Here is a 17,923-nt window from a genome sequence, read left to right on the forward strand (position 1 = left end):
CATTCCCCCCCTATTTTCCCGCGTCGGGATGGGTATCAAATCCGGCCATTACCGCGGTCAGTTCCGTCAGGGTAAATCCATGCCTGGCATCATTTACCCCTAAACCAAATCGCTCCTGCATGAGAATGTATAGCGCGGCGGCATCCGGTAGATTCAGTGTTTCAACGGCATGCGTGCCCTGCCAGTGGGTAAAGTGATAGTTGGTGAGCGTCAGTTTGCCGCCGTCGGGCAGATGCCGACACATCAACAGATGATGACGGAAATGCGATTGCGGCCAGTGTGCTGACCAGAAATTTCCCATCACGTAATCGCTGGAATATTGCGTCGCCAGATCAAAATGGTACATCGACTGCCAGTGCTCATGATGGCTGAACTGTAACACCCACTCATTGCCCTCGTTGAGCAGGCGATACCGGCCGTGCGGCGTGACCTGCTCCTCACCGGCACTCAAACGGATGGGCGCCGTCAGCGTCTGTCCGCCAAAGCCGACATCCGCGATCCAGCGCTCGCCGTTGAGTTCAACCAGCAGCAGACGATGGGTTCGCGGCGGCATTTGCGGCGGGTTCGCCAGCACCACGCGGCCCAGCAGGCTGCGGACGTTAAAGCCGATTTCACGCAGGACGCGTTCGAAAAGACCATTCTGCTCAAAGCAGTAGCCACCGCGGCGGGCGGAAACCAGCTTATCCGCCACGCTGTGATCGTCGAGCTGAATTTCCCGGGGCAAAACGACGTCGATATTTTCAAAGGGGATCGCGCAGTTGTGGCTTAAATGCAGCGCCCGCAGCGTGTCGATGTCTACAGCCACCGGCTGCTGCCAGTCGATACGGGCAAAATACGCACTCAGAAATGGGGACATAGTGGGCTTCCTGTTTGAAATATTCCTTGTTTATAAACTATTTTGGCCGTCCCACTGGCGCAAATGTGCTTTTTTACCCACGCGCGCTGCGCTGCATAATGTTGAGCGCCGTCAGCATCAGGAACAGTCCGGTGAGCAGCGTGAGCGTCGCCATTGCCATGCCTTGTCCAACCGATCCCTGTTCAAACTGCCGCCAGATAAACACAGAAACCGTCTGCGTTCCCGCCGGGGCAAGCAACAGCGACGTCACCAGCTCGCGCGATGCGATTGCAAACACCATCAGCATCGCCGCCAGCATGGCGGGTGAAACCAGCGGCAACACGATATAACGCAGCGCCTGTAATGCCGATGCGCCATGTACGCGGGCAGCGGGTTCCAGATTACCGCCAAGCTGGCGTAACGCGCTGCCGATATAGCGCACCGGCCAGGGCAGCAGTAAGCAGCAATACGAAAGTAGCAGAATCGCCCAGCTGTTGTAGGGCGAAACCCACCAGAAGGGTCGGTTCCACAGCAGGATCAAACCGACCCCAACGACCACCCCTGGCAGAGCTGCCGGCATCAGTGACAGCGCGTCGATCCATGCTCGCCCGTTGATCTTCTGCACCACAACCAGCCAGGAGGCCAACAACCCGAGCAGCCCGGTAACAGATGCCGCCCCCAGCGCCAGAGACAGACTGGTTCCCAGCGCAGACAGCGCATCGCCCTGCTGGCTAAAGAGCGCCGCATAATGTGACAACGTCACATTTTCAAGCGTCACACCCGCGGACAACGTACCCAACACCCCGGACAGCGCCATTGATGCGCCAGGTAAAATTACCGCGACGAAACCGGTGAGCGCCATCCCGGCCACCACAGGAAACGTCCACCCTCCCGCATTGGCCCCCATATTTTCCGTTGGCTTGCCGGTAATACTGGTGACGTCGTGATGACCGGTCAGCTTTTTCTGCACGCCCCAGGCGCACAATGCGATGGCGACCAGCAGCACCGATAACATGGACGCGCCGGAGAGATCAATCGGCCAGTCCGCCAGCTTCTTTTCGATGTCGGTTGTGAGCATCACCACCCCGGCGCGGGTTCCCAGCGCGGCGGGCACGCCAAACTCTTCAATCGCCAGCGTAAACGCCAGCAGCATCCCCGCTGCCAGCGCGGGCGAGAGCATGGGCAGCGTAATGTGCCAGAATGCCCTTCCCGCGCTGGCCCCGTGGACGCGGGCCACCAGCGCCAGACGCTGACCGCTGGCGAGCAGGCTCCGTGAGACCGCAAAATAGACCACCGGGAAAATATTCAGCGCCATCACCAGCACAATCCCGGTTTTACTGAACAGCAGATCGTTTAGCGAAATACCCGTTAACTGCTGCAAATAGCCGTTGGTCTGGAGCACCAGCATCCAGGAGAGCGCCGCGATATAGGGTGGCGTTAAAAACGGGATCAGGAAAAGCAGATCCCACAGGCGTGGCAGCGGTAGCGTCAATAAGCCCCTCGCCACCCCCAGCGGAAATCCGATTAGCGCACTTACCAGGGCAACCCCGAACGCTATCTGCAACGTACCGCCGAGCATCGCGGGCAAGTGCGGCTCGGCAAACAGCGCGCTGACGCCCCCGAACGGGTCGGAAAACGAACCGGCGCTAAACTGCGGGAATATGGCCTGCAGCACAATAAAGGAGAGCGGCAGCGCCACCAGGATAATGAGCAAGGCGAGCGTCGTAACCGAAATCAATCGCTGTTTCACGAGAAGATCCTGAAGACGGGGTTGCCCCCGCCGGATGAATTACAGAGAGAAAAGCGTGTTAAAGCGCTTGAGAATAGCGCTGCGTTCGCTGGCGCCATCACTTTTGGTCGGGAGGATTTTCAGCTCATTGAGGAGCGGTCGCCTGGCCTGAACGTCGTCACGTGCGGGCATCAGCCAGGCGTCGGCTACCATCGCCTGGCCTTCCGGCGACAGCACATAGTCAACAAAGGCTTTGGCGTCGTCAGCGTGCGGTGTCGATTTCAAAATCATCATTGGCCGTGGAGCAATCACCGTTCCGCTGGCCGGGAAGATCACTTTCAGGGATTCACCCTGATGGATATTGCCGAAAGAGACATAGTCCACCGCGCCAAACACCGCCGCTTTGGCCCCTTGCATCACTGGCGTTACCGCCTGAGCGTTCGGGCCGCTGACCACCATACCGTTCTTTTTCAGCGCATCGAACAGCGTCCAGGCCTTGTCGCCCATGCCATTTTGCAGACCGATCAGCAAATCCAGCGATGCGCCCGACAGAGCCGGATCGGGCGTGGTGACGTTATCTTTAAACGCGTCGGTCGTCAGATCCTGCCACTCTTTGGGTTCCGGGGTACCGCTTTTGGTGTTCCACACAATCCCGAGGGCGGAGACGCCCTGCGCGACAAAATCGGCAGACTTCAGATCGGCCGGGACGTGGGCGGCATTGCCGCTCTGATACGGCAGCAGCCAGCCGCGGTTGTGCAGATCTTCAGCGGTGTCCCATGAAGCAGAAATCAGAATGTCGGCCTGTGGATTGGCCTGCTCCGCCTCCAGACGCGCCATCACTTTACCGGTGGTCGCCTGGAAAATATCCACTTTAACGCCGGTTTTCTTTTCGAATCCGCTGGCGAGATTTTTGGCAAGCGATCCCGGACCTGCGGTGTAAACGGTCAGCGCATGAGCGCTGGAGATCATGACGGAAGATAACGCCATTGCTAACAGAACTCCCTTTTTCACGGACCTTTTTTTCGTCGAAATGGTGGCTTTCATGCGAACTCCCCTGAGGATGAAATCAAACGATCGGCAGCGACGCTGCCAGCAGACAAATGCACGATGCGATCGGCCAGGATTTCAGCCTCCCGGCGGTCGTGGGTAACGTAGACGGCTGTCGTGCCGAGCTGACGCAGCAGCGTCGCCATCTCCAGACACAGTGATTCACGCAGTTCGCTATCCAGATTGGAGAGCGGTTCGTCAAACAGCAGAACCCGAGGCTCGGCAATAATGGCGCGGGCGAGCGCCACGCGCTGCTGTTGCCCACCGGATAAGCCTGCCGGTTTGCGCTGAGCAAAATCACTTAAGCCGACGCGGGAAAGCGCTTGCGCCACCCGGGCGTTGCATTCATCACGGCGGATATTGCGCATCTTGAGAGGGAACGCGACGTTCTGCGCCACCGTCATGTGCGGCCACAGGGCATAATCCTGGAAAACCATGCCGATATCGCGGGCGTCGGGCGGCAGTGACCAGCCCGCCTTCGCGACCAGACGTTCGCCGAAGAAGATCTCGCCCTGCGCCGGTTGCGTTAACCCGGCGAGCAGTCGCAGAAGTGTGCTTTTACCACAGCCAGACGGGCCAAGCAGCGCCACAACGCTGCCTGCGTCAATGTGCAGATCGATCTGATTTAATACCGTGTTGGCGCCAAAAGCGTACGACACGCCGTTGAGCGAGATATCGCTGACCATCTTGTTATCCTCTTTGGGATTTAATGTCCGCCACTGTAGGTAGCCAGTATGACGAATGCATGACGCTCGCGTTACGGCTTGATTTCAGACGGTCTTCAGTCGTTTAATGCCGGTATCCCATCTGTTTGAGGAGTTCCTGTGAGCCACTTCCGCCCCGTCGAATTAAAACACGCCAGCCGCCTGCTCAATCACGGCCCAACGGTGCTGATCACCAGCCGCGATGAGAGCATCGATCGCCGTAATGTCATGGCCGCCGCCTGGTCGATGCCCGTTGAATTTGAACCGCCCCGGATAGCCATCGTGGTGGACAAAAGCGCGTGGTCACGCGAGCTCATTGAACACAGCGGCATGTTCGGCATTGTGATCCCCGGGGTCGCCGCCGCTAACTGGACCTACGCGGTGGGCAGCGTCAGTGGACGTGATGAAGATAAATTTAACTGCTACGGTATTCCGGCGATAAACGGTCCGGTGCTGGGTCTGCCGGTGATTGAAGAAAAATGCCTGGCGTGGATGGAGTGCCGTTTGCTGCCAGCCACTTCCGCTGCGCAAAAGTACGATACCCTGTTCGGCGAAGTGGTCGCCGCAGCGGCCGACGCACGCGCGTTCCTTGCCGGACGTTGGCAGTTTGATGAGGATAAATTGAATACGCTGCATCACCTGGGGGCGGGAACTTTTGTGACGAGCGGGAAGATCGTAAAAGCGCCGGAGTGATTGTCCGGAGCTTTTACGCATAATGCTTACGGCAAATACTGTTCCATCTTCGGCATGCGTACCCGGGTGATTTTCCATTCGCCGTCCCTCTGAACGAGGTAAACCGTCAGAAAGCCCATCATGCTCGGCTCATCCCATGAGCCGAGCATGACATTCACCGCCACACCGCCCGGAACATGATAAGACGGTGACACAATAATATTACCAGGCCATTGTGAACTGACATCTTGCGAATAAGTAAAATAATCGGCATAGATATTTTCATCATCGTTTTCATAAGCCTTTTTCAACCTGTCCATCGTGGAACTATCAACCCAACGATTTAATTCTGGCGAAGCAAAAAATATCTTCCCGTTCGGTTCGTTAATTGCCGAGGTGTACCATTGATAAAATTCGGCAGTTTGTTTCTCCGGGGATCGGGCACAGGCTGACAGCATGAGCAGAGAACAGATTAAAATAAATATTCTCATTAATTCTTCCTGTAAATTTGATACGCAGGCATGTACTTCCGATATCCTGGGCCTGGATAAACATCAGCTTGCTGGCGAAAATCCGACACCCAGATCGTCCCGTTAAACATTGCCATATGGCCAGCATCATTACCAGGATAGGACTGAATAACAATCACATCACCTGCGCGCACGATTTCTGCTGGCAAAACTTTACTAAAACCCGCTCGTTCCAGCAATGGACCATAATCTTTGGCAAAGTACGTGCTTCCGATCTTAATTCCACCCGCTTCAATGGCCTGACGTGTATATTTTGCGCAATCACGATGACTATGCGCACCCGCACTAACATTTAAATGGCGGACTGCTGCATCTTTATTCCAGCTCATAAAATTCCCTTTACGCGTTTAACCTAATTCGATTTTATTAATACGGCATCTCCCTCGTCAATTTCAAATAAAAATGATTGATGACAGAGTGTTTCATTTATTGAAATACAAACCAGTTGTTAAATAACACATTACATTTTTGTATATTTAAAATCATCAACTCTTTCTGGGACCAGAGAAAATTCAGTCGAGGCTATGAAAAAGTGAACCTGAAAAAGCACTTAATAAAATGCGCAGCCGATGATATCGACTGCGCATTTTACGGTTTTACCTGTTACCCTTTTGCCCGGCTGGCGATAATCGCGTCAGCGACATTGCGCGGAGCCTCTGCGTAATGGTGAAACTCCATGCTGTAGGTTGCGCGCCCCTGCGACATCGATCGCAGCGTGGTTGCGTAGCCAAACATCTCCGCCAGCGGCACATCAGCACGGATAATCTGGCTGCCGAAGCGTTCTTCCATGCCCTGCACCATTCCGCGGCGGGAAGAGAGATCGCCCATAATATTACCGGCGTACTCTTCCGGGGTTTCGACTTCCACTTGCATGACCGGTTCAAGGATCGCCGGATCCGCTTTGCGCGCGCCCTCTTTGAAGCCGAAGATGGCCGCCATGCGGAAGGCCATTTCCGAGGAGTCGACGTCATGATACGAACCAAACGTCAGGGTCGCTTTCACGTCAACAACCGGATACCCCGCCAGCACCCCGCTGTTCATGGCTTCGCGCAAGCCTTTCTCCACTGACGGAATATACTCGCGCGGTACTACGCCGCCTTTGGTCGCATCTTCAAATTTAAATCCGCTGCCCGGCTCCAGCGGCTCCAGGCTCAGGACCACGTGGCCGTACTGCCCTTTCCCGCCGGACTGGCGTACGAATTTGCCTTCAATATCCTTCACCGCCTTGCGTAACGTCTCGCGGTAGGTCACCTGTGGCCGCCCGATGTTGGCCTCGACGCCAAACTCGCGTTTCATACGGTCGACGATAATTTCCAGATGCAGTTCGCCCATCCCGGAGATAATCGTCTGGCCCGACTCTTCGTCGGTATGCAGACGGAACGACGGATCTTCTGCCGCCAGACGCTGCAGGGCGATCCCCATTTTCTCCTGATCGGCCTTCGTTTTCGGCTCGATTGCCAGCGAAATCACCGGCTCAGGGAATTCCATCCGCTCAAGCGTGATGACGTGATCCGGATCGCTCAGGGTGTCGCCCGTCGTCACATCTTTCAGCCCCACGCAGGCAGCGATATCGCCCGCGCGCAGTTCGTCCACTTCATGACGATCGTTGGCATGCATCAGTACGATGCGGCCAATGCGCTCTTTCTTCCCTTTCACCGGGTTGTAGACCGCATCGCCTTTTTTCAGCACGCCTGAATAGACGCGGATAAAGGTCAACTGGCCCACGTACGGATCGGTCATCAGTTTAAATGCCAGCGCAGAGAACGGTTCATCATCACTTGGATGGCGCTCTGCCGGTTGCCCTTTTTCATCCACGCCATCAATAGCCGGAACATCCAGCGGCGATGGCATCAGTTCGATCACCGCATCGAGCATCCGCTGTACGCCTTTGTTTTTGAAGGCGCTGCCGCACAGCATCGGCTGGATCTCGCCAGCAATAGTGCGTTTGCGCAGCCCGTCGATGATTTCCGCCTCATCCAGATCGCCCGTTTCCAGGTATTTATCCATCAGCGTATCGCTGGCTTCCGCGGCGGCCGAAACCATTTTTTCTCGCCAGATTTTAGCGGTGCTCAGCAAATCGTCCGGGACCGGCGCATAGCTGAAGGTCATGCCCTGGGTGGCTTCATCCCATAAAATCGCACGCATTTTAATGAGGTCAACCACCCCGGTAAAATGCTCCTCCGCGCCAATGGGGATCACAATCGGCACCGGATTCGCTTTCAGACGGTCGATCATCATCTGCACCACGCGGAAGAAGTCTGCCCCCGGGCGATCCATTTTGTTGACGAATGCCAGCCGCGGCACATGGTATTTATTGGCCTGTCGCCATACCGTTTCCGACTGCGGCTGTACGCCGCCAACAGAGTCATACACCATCACTGCGCCATCCAGCACGCGCATGGATCGCTCCACTTCGATGGTGAAATCCACGTGGCCCGGGGTGTCGATGATATTGATGCGATGCGGCTCAAACCCGCGGTCCATACCCGGCCAGAAGCAGCTCACGGCGGCGGAGGTAATCGTAATTCCGCGCTCTTGCTCCTGCGCCATCCAGTCAGTTGTTGCCGCGCCATCGTGGACTTCACCCAGTTTGTGGCTCATTCCGGTGTAAAACAGAATGCGCTCGGTGGTGGTCGTTTTACCGGCATCGATATGCGCGGAGATACCGATGTTGCGATAACGTTCGAGAGGGATGGGTCGGGGCATGATGCGTCCTTAGTCAGATTGACATGAGAGTGACGACCGGGATGGTCGTCTGTCTGTTCGTTTGTTATAATAGTCCTATTGTACGAGTATATTCGAACTATTTTTTCACGCGTTGACCTATCATTAAGATAGCTCAACCTGACAGTGACCTCAGGAAGACGATGATTGCCAACCACCCCGAAACGGAACAGATCACCCTGGAAAACGTCCTTTTAGCTCTCGGGAATCCGTTACGACTGGAGATCCTGCGCCTGCTTGCCGATGGCAGCGAAATGAGCTGCAACGCTCTGCGCCCGCAGGAAGTGGCGAAATCGACCATGACGCACCACTGGCGTGTCCTGCGCGACAGCGGCGTGATCTGGCAGCGCCCACAGGGACGTGAGAATTTGATTTCATTGCGCAGAGCAGATTTGGATGCCCGCTTTCCGGGGCTGCTGGATACGTTGTTGCGGGTAATGAAGTAAGAATATCAGGCCAGTACCAGGCGCCTGAACAGAAGCTGCTGTATATCCTGACGTTGCGATAGTATGGCGTGCGCCGTGATTATCGAATTTTCGATTGAATACAACACCCGGTAGCCATCCTGGGTATTAAATTCGCGATACTTTGCGCACCCGATCTTTAGCAACTCTGGGCAGATCTGAGCACCCAAAGGAAACTGACCGACCGTATTTTCAAACTGCTTCAGAATGCCTGCGATGACGGGGCGTGGCTCGACATCAATGCGTCTCAAAAAAATGACAATATCATCAATGCAATATTTTACCGTCCGCGTGTACTCGAAAACGCTCTGACTGTTGTCCATTACCTGTCCCTAATCCGTTACTCGGGTTCAGTCGTCGAGACCGTCCAGCAGCTGATCTTTGGAAAAAACTTTTCCTTCTGCTTTGTCTTTTTCAGATAACGTCAGCAGCTTAAGAAGCGCAATGGCTTTTTCCCGTTCCTGCTGCTGCTCATAAGATTCAATAACATAGGCAGGTACACCATTTTGCGTCACCAGAATGGGTTCCGAAAGATCCAGCGTTGCCGCATTTTTCTTCACAAAACTGATAGTTTCAACTTTCATGGTACGTCCTTGCGTATCAAAGAAGCTTAAATATAGACCATATTTAGACCGCATTCAATTGACGCTATAACAGGATACGTCGATATTAAGAATGGCGTTGGAAGCAGCCTCGCAGACCGGAAAAATGCCTGGCGGCGGTAGTGGGTAGCGGAGATTTATAGGCCGGGCAAGCGCAGCCGCCACCCGGCATAGATCTTACATCGAATACCCAGGCTTCTTAATCAGCTCATCCAGATTTGGTCCAATTTCCGTGTCCCAGACCTGCGCTTTCCAGTCTTCCTGTTGCACCTGATTGAGGGCAACCGACACCGAGCTGTCCTTACTGTTGAAGTGACGGATGATCACCTCGGCGATATCCGCCGCCAGTGCGGATTTTTGTTCATCGTTCAGATCGCGGGGAAAACACTTGATATCAACGTGTGGCATTGCAGGCTCCTGTTGTTGTGAGCGTTTCAACTTATCAGATAATTTCGTTTGCCTTTAACACCTTGTGCAGTTCTGGCCGCTGACAGACAGAATCTGCGACAGCGGTAATACGCGGCGTATTGGCGGCAAACCAGTCACGGCCCGGCCCCCAGGTGAGCATCACCGCAATATAGACGTCAATCAGCGTGAGCTGCTCGCCAAAGGCATACGGCGTGGCGTGCAGATGGTTATCCAGCCACAGCCAGAGCGACTTGCGATAGTCGAGACAATTCTCGCGTAGCTGTTCCGCAGCGTCCGGTGCCCAGCGTTCCGGGTAATCAGCATAGGTAAAAGTGGGATACACATTGGCAACCAGCCAGATCAGCAAACGCTGGAACTGCGCTCTGTCGGCATCACCGACGGGCGGCGCGAGATGCGGACAACGATCGAGAACCATCAGCGCTATCGCTGCGGTTTCGGTCATGATCGCTCCGTTTTCCAGCTCAAGCGTGGGCACCTGACACAGCGGGTTGCGTTTTTCCAACAGATCTCGCTGCGGGCCGGGAGTATCAAACCCGTCCACATTCACGAAACGATAAGGAATATCCGCCAGGGTCAGCATCACTTCGCTGATGGCCGATCCCCAGCCGGGTACGCCATAGAGGTTAATCATGCAGCCTCCGCAGAAGGGAAACTGTCAGTGTAGAACACCCTTAATCGGTTATCTAATAGGTTATCCCTGGCGGGTTGACCTCCGAGCGCTCTACCCCTTCGCCCTGTTCTCCCCAGCGCGCCAGCACGTTTTGATACTCCCCACGCTGAATCGCCCCATCCAGCGCGGCCTGCAGGGCATACACCAGCTCGTTGCCCTTTTTGGTGGTCGTTGCGACATAAGCCTTTTTCGGCCCTAAGCCGACCACGCGAGTTTTACCCGTCAGTGCCTCTTTATAGGCCGATACCGACTGCGGGCCAAAGAACACATCCGCGCGACCAGACTGAAGATACAAATTGCCGGACGCATCGTCGGTGAGATAAACCGGCAGCGCAGGCTCGCGGCCCGCTTTTTTGTTCTCCTCGTTCCAGCCCAGCAGGATCCGCTCCTGATTAGTTCCGGAACCGACTATCACTTTTTTGCCGGACAAATCTTCCGCACCTTTGATCGACTGCACATCGCTGGTCGATTTCACCGAAAACGCCAGCGAATCGACACGATAGGTGGCAAAATCAAACTTCTCTTTGCGCTGTTCGGTCACCGCAATGTTCACCAGCGCTACGTCATAGCGCCCGGAGCTGATCCCCAGCGGCCAGTCTTCCCACGCTGTCGGCACCAGTTTGAGCTTTAACCCCAGGCTGCCTGCCAGCAGGCGGGCAATATCCGGATCGCTCCCGATGCGGGTACGGTTATCGCTGGCCAGGAGCGCCAGCGGCGGTGAATTCAGCGCGGAAATGGCCACCGTCAACGTGCCTGGCTCGACAAATTTATAGCCCTGCGGGATCTTCGCGATCGCCGCCCGATCCGCCGTGACCGGCAGCGGCTGTTCATTCGCGTGTAAATCAATGCTGGCATGACTCACCGACACAACGCCCAGTAACGCCAGAAATCCATATTTCATCTTCTCTCCTCACAGCACTTTTGACAGGAACTGGCGCGTTCGGGCATGCGCCGGACGGTTCAATACTTCGTCGCTGCTGCCCTGTTCCACGATTTTGCCATCGACCATAAACACCACCTGATCGGCGACTTCGCGGGCAAAGCCAATCTCATGTGTGACCACCACCAGCGTGGTCCCGGAGCGGGCCAGCTTTTTGATCACATCCAGCACCTCGCCCACCAGTTCAGGATCCAGTGCCGACGTTGGCTCATCAAACAGCATCACGCGCGGTCGCAGCGCCAGGGCGCGGGCAATGGCGATGCGCTGCTGTTGTCCGCCGGATAAATGACGGGACCACGCATCGGCTTTATCGCGCAGCCCGACGACATCCAGCAGACCGTACGCCCGCTCCACGGCAGCTTTACGGCTCAGCTGTTTATGGGCGATCGGTGCTTCAATCAGGTTCTCCAGCACCGTGAGATGCGGGAACAGATTAAAGTTCTGAAACACATACCCGACGTTCACGCGCTGTTTCAGGATCTCTTTTTCTTTCAGTTCGTACAGCTTGTCGCCCTGACGTCGATAGCCAATATAGTCGCCGTCAATCTGGATAAAACCTTCATCAACGCGCTCCAGATGGTTAATGGTCCGCAGGAGCGTCGATTTACCGGATCCCGACGGGCCGAGGATCACCGTTACCGAACCGGGGGGAATTTCCAGCGACACGTTATCGAGCGCTTTATGGCGACCAAAAAACTTGCTCACGCCGGTAATCGAAATGTGTCCTTCATGAGAGGCTGGCATGGACGGGCTCCTGGGTCGTGGTGACAGTACGGGTGCGGCCTGCGGCGCGCGACTGATTTACCGCCGAGCGGCGTTCGCTGCGCGCCAGCCCGCGTTCCACAATGTGTTGAATGGCGGACAGCACGGTGGTGATCACCAGATACCAGACCGCGCCCACCATCAGCAGCGGGATCACTTCCTGCGTGCGGTTGTAGATCATCTGGATGGTGTAAAACAGTTCCGGCATCGCCAGCACATAGACCATCGCCGTCCCCTTCGCGAGGCTGATGATCTCGTTGAATCCGGACGGCAGAATGGTGCGCAGCGCTTGCGGCAGGATAATACGCACCGTGCGACGCCATGCCGGCAAGCCCAGCGCGGCCGCGGCTTCGTACTGGCCGTGATCGACGCCCAAAAAGCCGCCGCGAATGATCTCGGCGGTATAGGCGCTTTGCACCAGCGTCAGACCGACGACGGCAGTAGAAAACTGCCCCAGCACATTGATGGTCTCAAAGTGTCCCCAGACGATGTCGGTAAAGGGCACGCCCAGCGAGAGCGTGTCGTACAGATACGAAAAGTTATACAGAATAATCAGCACCACAATCAGCGGCAGCGAGCGAAACAGCCAGATATAGCCAAACGCCAGGCTGCTTAACAGCCACGACGAGGACAATCTCGCCAGCGCCAGCATTCCGCCAAACATCACGCTCAACACCGTGCCGATTAAGGTCAGCAGCAACGTTTGCCCCACCCCTTCAAGGATCACCGGATCGAAGAACCAGCGGGCAAACACGCCCCACTCCCAGCGCGGATTAAAAGCCACCGACTGAATGACGACCGCCAGCACAAACAGCGCCGCGATCGCCCCGACGGTGCGCCACGGATAGCGCGCCGGGACCACTTTGATGGTTTCAACGTTGTTCATCGTCGTTCCTCATGCGGTTTTGCTGAACGCTTCGCGTACCAGCGTCTTGATGAAGCGCAGTCGCCCGTCAAACGGCGGCTGGCTGTACTCTTCCGGGTCGCGCTCCAGATCGAACTGCGGTGCATAGCCCTGGCTCAGATACAGCTTTACCGCTTCCGGCTGACGAAAACCGGTCGTGAGGTAAATCTGGCTGTACCCCGCCAGCACGGCCCTGCGTTCCAGCTCGCGCACCACGCGGGCGGCAAGCCCTTGCTGGCGCAGCGTTTTGTCGGTCCAGATACGTTTGATTTCGGCGGTTTGCGCATCGAAGGGCTTATACGCGCCGGTGGCGATGATTTCTCCGTCGCGCTCCAGCACAATAAACAGCCCCTGCGGCGGCAAATACCACTCGGTCAGTTCAATTTCAGCGTCTTTGGAAAAGTAATCGCCGTAGCGCGCCGCGTACTCGCCGAACAATCCCTCAATAATGGGCTGAAGTTCGGCGTCTTCCGGCGAAACATCGCGAAAAAGTTCGCTCACAGGACCTCCTTAGTCGCCCAGTCCGGCCGGGTTCACTTCTGAATTCGGAATACGCTCGACGCCTTCACCCCAGCGGTTCAGCACTTTGTCGTAATCACCATTTTTGATCACACCGTTCAGCGCGGTTTGCACCGGCTCCACCAGGCCGCTGCCTTTTTTCAGCGTCACGGCGATGTGCGCCGCTTTCGGCCAGCCGCCGTCCACGCTACCGACCAGCCTGGTTTTGCCCGTCAGCGCGGCTTTCCATGCGCCAATCACATTCGGTCCGAAGAACGCATCCGCACGCCCGGACTGCAGCGCCAGGGTTTGAGCGGCGTCATCTTTGGTGTAAACCGGGGTAAAGGGCTTGAGGCCTTTTTTGAGGTTTTCGGCGTTCCACGCCAGCAAAATCGCCTCTTGATTAGTGCCCGACCCGACGATAATGCGCAGCCCGGCAATGTCTTCGGCCTTCTCAAGGGTTTTGATCGGGCTGGTCGATTTCACGTAAAAGCCGAGGGAATCTTTGCGATAGGTCGCGAAATCAAACTTCTCTTTGCGCTCTTTGGTGACGGTGATGTTGCTGATTGCCGCATCATACTTGCCGGAGGCGACGCCCAGCGGCCAGTCTTCCCAGGAGGTCGGCACCACGTTCAGCTCCAGCCCGAGGCTGTCGGCCACCAGGCGCGCGACGTCCACTTCACTGCCGAGCAGAGTTTTGTTGTCATCGGAGAATACGGTGAGTGGCGGCTGATTCAGCCCGGCCACGGCGACGGTAAATTTCCCCGGAACCGCGAAGCGATAATCCTTCGGCAATTGCGCCACCGCGTCGCCATTTTTAGCGGTATTGATCGGCTTTTTATTGGCCTCGACGCTCACGCCGGTGCCGTTAATATTGACATTCTCTGCCCAGACGGCAGGGGTAAAGGCCAGCGCGAGCGCCAGAATAAGCGATGTTTTCTGCATAGCGGTGTTCTCTTTATTGTTGTGTGAACTGATTTTCAGGTTCTGCCAGCCCAAGGCTGTCGCGCAGCGTTGTGCCAGGATATTCCGTGCGGAACAGGCCACGCGCCTGGAGGATAGGCACCACCTGATCGACAAAGCGCGGGAAGGTATCAGGCGTTCCGCCCTGGATGATGAATCCGTCGGCACCGTACGCGTCAAACCACTCCTGCAGACCATCGGCCACCTCTTCCGGCGTACCGGAGAAACGTGGACGCGGTGAAGCGGCTTCCAGCGCCACCTGACGCAGGGTTAAGTGGCGCTCATGAGCGTTGCGTTTGATCTCATCGGTGGTGCTACGGAAGCTGTTTTGTCCTAAATCACCAATATCCGGGAACGGTTCGTCGAGCGGATACTGGCTAAAATCGTGATGTTCGAAATAACGCCCGAGATAATTAAGCGCATCGTGAATGGAGACCAGCGCAGCGGTGGTTTGATATTGCTGCTCAACGTCGGCCGCATCTTTTCCAACAATTACGCTGACGCCCTGAAATATATGCAACTGATCGGCGCGGCGACCCTTTATCTCCAGCAGATGTTTTACGTCGCGATAAAAGGCTTTGGCTTCGTCTAACGTTTCATGATGGGTAAATATGGCATCAGCATGTTTCGCCGCCAGCTTTTTACCATCATCAGACGCCCCCGCCTGAAATACAATCGGGCGTCCTTGCGGAGTCCGCCCAATATTGAGTGGACCGGCGACCTGGAAGAAATCCCCCTGATGATCGAGGGTGTGTAACTTTTCAGGATGAAAGAACTGGCCGCTCTCTTTATTACGTACAAACGCGTCTTTTTCCCAGGAATCCCACAGCCCTTTCACCACGTCGAGATACTCATCCGCAATGCGATAGCGCAGGGCATGCTCCGGGTGTTTATCACGGGAAAAGTTCTTTGCCGATCCTTCCAGCGGCGACGTCACCACGTTCCAGCCTGCACGGCCATCACTCAAATGATCGAGGCTGGCGAACTGCCGCGCAACGGTAAACGGCTCGCTGTAGGAGGTGGAAAGCGTTCCCACCAGCCCGAGACGCGACGTGAGACTCGCCAGCGCCGATAATACGGTTAATGGCTCAAAGCGATTCAGAAAATGCGGAATTGATTTTTCATTAATATACAGACCGTCGGCCACGAATAAAAAATCGAGCTTCCCCTGCTCCGCTTTTAATGCCGTCTCTTTAACGAAATCAAAATTAATACTGGCATCCGCCGTGGCCGCCGGATGACGCCACGCGGACATATTTCCGGATGCGCCATGCAATATCGTTCCCAGACGTAATTGTCGTGTTGCAGACATATTCACCTCTTAATGGTTAAATTTGTTGTAATGCTTTTTCTGCAAGCTGTGAGAAATAGTGCGCCGCGGGTTCGATTAATGCTTCATCAGGATTAAACGCCGGATGATGCAGACCGAAGGGGCTGGCGCTGCCGATGCTGACAAACGCGCCAGGAATATGCTGCAGATAGACGGCAAAATCCTCGCCCCCCATATGCAACTCTGCGTGCTGCGTTTCGTAGCCCGTTTCCCGCGCGACGGAGGTGGCGAAATTCGCCCAGCGCTCGTCGTTAACCAGCGCCGTCGGACCGGCGTACCAGGTGATATCAATTTGCGCATTAAAGGCGCTGGCAAAACCGGCGGCGATCTCTCCCACCCGCGCTTTCACGTTCTGCTGCACTTCGCTACGGTGGGTACGCAGCGTGCCTTCCAGCTCTACGCTTTCCGGCAGGACGTTCCAGGTATTTCCGCCTTCAATGCGCGTGACGCTTAACACCACCGAATCCAGCGTGTTGACGTTGCGGCTGGCGACGCTTTGCAGAGCCGTCACGAGCTGGCTGGCGAGTACAATCGCGTCAGACCCCTCATGCGGACGCGCGGCATGCGCCCCTTTGCCGGTGACCCTGATAACAAATCTGTCGACATTGGCGTAAAACGGGCCGCCGCGCGTCGCGAACGACCCCACCGGAAGACCCGGCTCATTGTGCATGCCAAAAATGGCGCTGACGTCGTGTAACGCACCGGCCCGAACCAGGCTTTTGGCACCGCCAAAATTCTCTTCGGCAGGCTGGAACAGAATGCGCACCCGGCCCGGCAGGGAAGACTCACGGGCTTTCAGCTGGAGTGCCGCGCCAAGAATCACGCTGGTGTGTACGTCATGGCCGCAGGCGTGCATGACGCCCGGGTTCTGCGAAGTGAATTCCACCCCGCTGCGCTCTTCAATAGGCAGAGCATCAATGTCCGCGCGCAACGCAATGCGTTTGTTGCCCGAGCCAATTTCAGCCACAACGCCGGTTTGAATGTCATAAGGCAGGACTGCGATCCCGGCGGCGGAAAGCCACTGGCGCAGACGGGCAGTCGTTTCGACCTCCTGTCCCGACAGCTCCGGATGGCGATGCAGTTCGCGCCGCCAGTCGATGAGTTGTTGTCCGAGGCTCATACCAGCACCTCCCCGGCGAATTTGGCCTGCGCCAGCAGACGCAGCGACTGCGTCCGGGCCAGCCCGTCAGCCACGGGCGTATCAATGATAAATTCGTCAATGCCCCAGGTCTGGTGCAGGGTTTCCAGCTCCGCAAGCACCGATTCGGCGGTGCCTTTGATCAGCGACTGGGCGCGACGGGCAATGCGCAGCGGCTCACTCTGCGCCTGACGCGCAAAGGCATACGCCTGCTCCTCGCTGGCGACCGTCACCCGCTGTCCGTTGGCCAGTTCAACGCCCCACACTTCTACTTTCTCGGCCAGCGCGTCGGCTTGAGCCTGCGTCGGTGCGACGATAGCCTGTACCGCCACGATGGCGTTAAGCGCACTGTTGGCGCGCCAGGTTTTCAGCACATCACGCAGGAGCGTGGCATCCCCGTTCAGATGAGCCGCGAAGACAAAATTCCAGCCGAGCTTTGCCGCCAGTAATGCACTTTCGATGCTGGCACCGAGCAGAAATTTCTCCGCCGGAGCGGACGGTAACGGCGTGGCGTTGACCGCATCATCCTGACGGTCAGCCGTCTGTGAGAGCCAGCCGTCAAGCTGCGTCAGTTGATCGGCGAAATCGCCCTTTTCGTCCTGATGCAAACCCCGCTGCAGCGCGCGCGTAGACAGCGGCAGCCCTCCCGGAGCTTTGCCGACGCCTAAATCCACGCGGCCAGGCGCAATTGAGGCCAGCACGTTGAAATTTTCGGCCACTTTATAGGGACTGTAGTGTTGCAGCATCACGCCGCCGGAGCCGACGCGAATATGCTTTGTCTGGCCGAGGATCCAGGCAATCAAAATTTCCGGAGACGGACTTGCGAGCTGAGATGTATTGTGGTGTTCGGCAATCCAGAAGCGGTGAAACCCCAGCGCTTCGGCCTGTGTTGCCAGACTTAAGGTACGCGCCAGCGCATCGGCGGCCGTTTCGTTTACCGCTACGGGACTTTTATCCAGAATGCTGATTCGCCAGGACATGT

At 56.4% G+C, this 17,923-nt stretch carries 21 protein-coding genes; 2 read left to right on the forward strand and 19 right to left on the reverse strand.

Going from position 1 to position 17,923, the window contains the following annotated elements:
• Positions 1-10: 10 nt before the first annotated feature.
• From nhoA to SOM82_RS10550, 4 genes are all read right to left on the reverse strand, one after another.
• Positions 11-856: an N-hydroxyarylamine O-acetyltransferase gene (gene nhoA / locus SOM82_RS10535; RefSeq protein WP_320459535.1), complete on the reverse strand. Its 846-nt coding sequence runs from the start codon at positions 854-856 to the stop codon at positions 11-13.
• A 73-nt stretch (positions 857-929) separates the two neighbouring features.
• Positions 930-2,585, reverse strand: coding sequence for an ABC transporter permease (locus SOM82_RS10540; protein ID WP_320459536.1), 1,656 nt, complete (start codon positions 2,583-2,585; stop codon positions 930-932).
• 39 nt (positions 2,586-2,624) lie between these two features.
• Complete coding sequence (locus tag SOM82_RS10545; protein ID WP_154125520.1) at positions 2,625-3,608, reverse strand: ABC transporter substrate-binding protein; 984 nt, start codon at positions 3,606-3,608, stop codon at positions 2,625-2,627.
• Positions 3,605-4,297, reverse strand: coding sequence for an ABC transporter ATP-binding protein (locus tag SOM82_RS10550; RefSeq protein ID WP_154125521.1), 693 nt, complete (start codon positions 4,295-4,297; stop codon positions 3,605-3,607). Before SOM82_RS10550 ends, SOM82_RS10545 begins: the two co-directional genes overlap by 4 nt.
• Positions 4,298-4,435: 138 nt before the next feature.
• On the opposite strand from SOM82_RS10550, the gene SOM82_RS10555 reads away from it, so the two are divergent.
• On the forward strand, positions 4,436-5,008 hold the full coding sequence (locus SOM82_RS10555) for a flavin reductase family protein (protein WP_320459537.1): 573 nt from the start codon (positions 4,436-4,438) through the stop codon (positions 5,006-5,008).
• A 26-nt stretch (positions 5,009-5,034) separates the two neighbouring features.
• Here the strand turns inward: SOM82_RS10555 and SOM82_RS10560 are convergent, their stop codons facing one another.
• From SOM82_RS10560 to fusA, 3 genes are all read right to left on the reverse strand, one after another.
• A complete protein-coding gene (locus SOM82_RS10560; protein WP_320459538.1) occupies positions 5,035-5,478 on the reverse strand; it encodes a DUF3828 domain-containing protein in 444 nt (147 codons plus the stop codon).
• Complete coding sequence (locus SOM82_RS10565) at positions 5,478-5,846, reverse strand: NlpC/P60 family protein (RefSeq protein ID WP_320459539.1); 369 nt, start codon at positions 5,844-5,846, stop codon at positions 5,478-5,480. Before SOM82_RS10565 ends, SOM82_RS10560 begins: the two co-directional genes overlap by 1 nt.
• Before the next feature lie 274 nt (positions 5,847-6,120).
• Positions 6,121-8,223 (reverse strand): elongation factor G, encoded by a 2,103-nt coding sequence (gene fusA / locus SOM82_RS10570; protein ID WP_320459540.1) that lies wholly within the window; start codon positions 8,221-8,223, stop codon positions 6,121-6,123.
• Positions 8,224-8,384: 161 nt separating this feature from the next.
• Between fusA and SOM82_RS10575 the strand changes: the two genes are divergently transcribed.
• Complete coding sequence (locus SOM82_RS10575) at positions 8,385-8,687, forward strand: ArsR/SmtB family transcription factor (protein WP_320459541.1); 303 nt, start codon at positions 8,385-8,387, stop codon at positions 8,685-8,687.
• A gap of 5 nt (positions 8,688-8,692) precedes the next feature.
• On the opposite strand, the gene SOM82_RS10580 is transcribed toward SOM82_RS10575, so the two are convergent.
• The 12 genes from SOM82_RS10580 to SOM82_RS10635 all read right to left on the reverse strand — a co-directional run bounded on the left by SOM82_RS10580 (position 8,693) and on the right by SOM82_RS10635 (position 17,921).
• Positions 8,693-9,028: a type II toxin-antitoxin system RelE/ParE family toxin gene (locus SOM82_RS10580; protein WP_320459542.1), complete on the reverse strand. Its 336-nt coding sequence runs from the start codon at positions 9,026-9,028 to the stop codon at positions 8,693-8,695.
• 27 nt (positions 9,029-9,055) lie between these two features.
• The gene (locus SOM82_RS10585; protein WP_154125526.1) at positions 9,056-9,289 is read right to left on the reverse strand and encodes a type II toxin-antitoxin system Phd/YefM family antitoxin; all 234 of its coding nucleotides are present in this window, start codon (positions 9,287-9,289) and stop codon (positions 9,056-9,058) included.
• A gap of 195 nt (positions 9,290-9,484) precedes the next feature.
• The gene (gene pptA, locus SOM82_RS10590) at positions 9,485-9,715 is read right to left on the reverse strand and encodes a tautomerase PptA (RefSeq protein ID WP_320459543.1); all 231 of its coding nucleotides are present in this window, start codon (positions 9,713-9,715) and stop codon (positions 9,485-9,487) included.
• A gap of 34 nt (positions 9,716-9,749) precedes the next feature.
• Positions 9,750-10,367 (reverse strand): glutathione S-transferase family protein, encoded by a 618-nt coding sequence (locus SOM82_RS10595; protein WP_320459544.1) that lies wholly within the window; start codon positions 10,365-10,367, stop codon positions 9,750-9,752.
• A 52-nt stretch (positions 10,368-10,419) separates the two neighbouring features.
• Positions 10,420-11,307, reverse strand: coding sequence for an ABC transporter substrate-binding protein (locus tag SOM82_RS10600; protein ID WP_320459545.1), 888 nt, complete (start codon positions 11,305-11,307; stop codon positions 10,420-10,422).
• 9 nt (positions 11,308-11,316) lie between these two features.
• Complete coding sequence (locus tag SOM82_RS10605) at positions 11,317-12,090, reverse strand: amino acid ABC transporter ATP-binding protein (RefSeq protein ID WP_154125529.1); 774 nt, start codon at positions 12,088-12,090, stop codon at positions 11,317-11,319.
• Positions 12,074-12,994 (reverse strand): amino acid ABC transporter permease, encoded by a 921-nt coding sequence (locus tag SOM82_RS10610; protein ID WP_320459546.1) that lies wholly within the window; start codon positions 12,992-12,994, stop codon positions 12,074-12,076. Before SOM82_RS10610 ends, SOM82_RS10605 begins: the two co-directional genes overlap by 17 nt.
• Before the next feature lie 9 nt (positions 12,995-13,003).
• Positions 13,004-13,513: a GNAT family N-acetyltransferase gene (locus SOM82_RS10615; protein ID WP_320459547.1), complete on the reverse strand. Its 510-nt coding sequence runs from the start codon at positions 13,511-13,513 to the stop codon at positions 13,004-13,006.
• Positions 13,514-13,522: 9 nt separating this feature from the next.
• Positions 13,523-14,455, reverse strand: a complete 933-nt coding sequence (locus SOM82_RS10620) for a transporter substrate-binding domain-containing protein (RefSeq protein ID WP_501083519.1) — start codon at positions 14,453-14,455, stop codon at positions 13,523-13,525.
• A 13-nt stretch (positions 14,456-14,468) separates the two neighbouring features.
• Positions 14,469-15,785 carry an NtaA/DmoA family FMN-dependent monooxygenase gene (locus SOM82_RS10625; protein ID WP_501083520.1) on the reverse strand — a complete coding sequence of 439 codons (1,317 nt, stop codon included), beginning with the start codon at positions 15,783-15,785 and terminating at the stop codon, positions 14,469-14,471.
• Positions 15,786-15,801: 16 nt separating this feature from the next.
• Complete coding sequence (locus SOM82_RS10630; protein WP_320459548.1) at positions 15,802-16,923, reverse strand: M20 peptidase aminoacylase family protein; 1,122 nt, start codon at positions 16,921-16,923, stop codon at positions 15,802-15,804.
• Positions 16,920-17,921, reverse strand: a complete 1,002-nt coding sequence (locus SOM82_RS10635) for an LLM class flavin-dependent oxidoreductase (protein ID WP_320459549.1) — start codon at positions 17,919-17,921, stop codon at positions 16,920-16,922. The genes SOM82_RS10630 and SOM82_RS10635 overlap by 4 nt, the downstream gene beginning before the upstream one ends.
• Positions 17,922-17,923 lie beyond the last annotated feature (2 nt).

Source organism: Lelliottia sp. CFBP8978 (assembly GCF_034046055.2).
Classification (GTDB): domain Bacteria; phylum Pseudomonadota; class Gammaproteobacteria; order Enterobacterales; family Enterobacteriaceae; genus Enterobacter.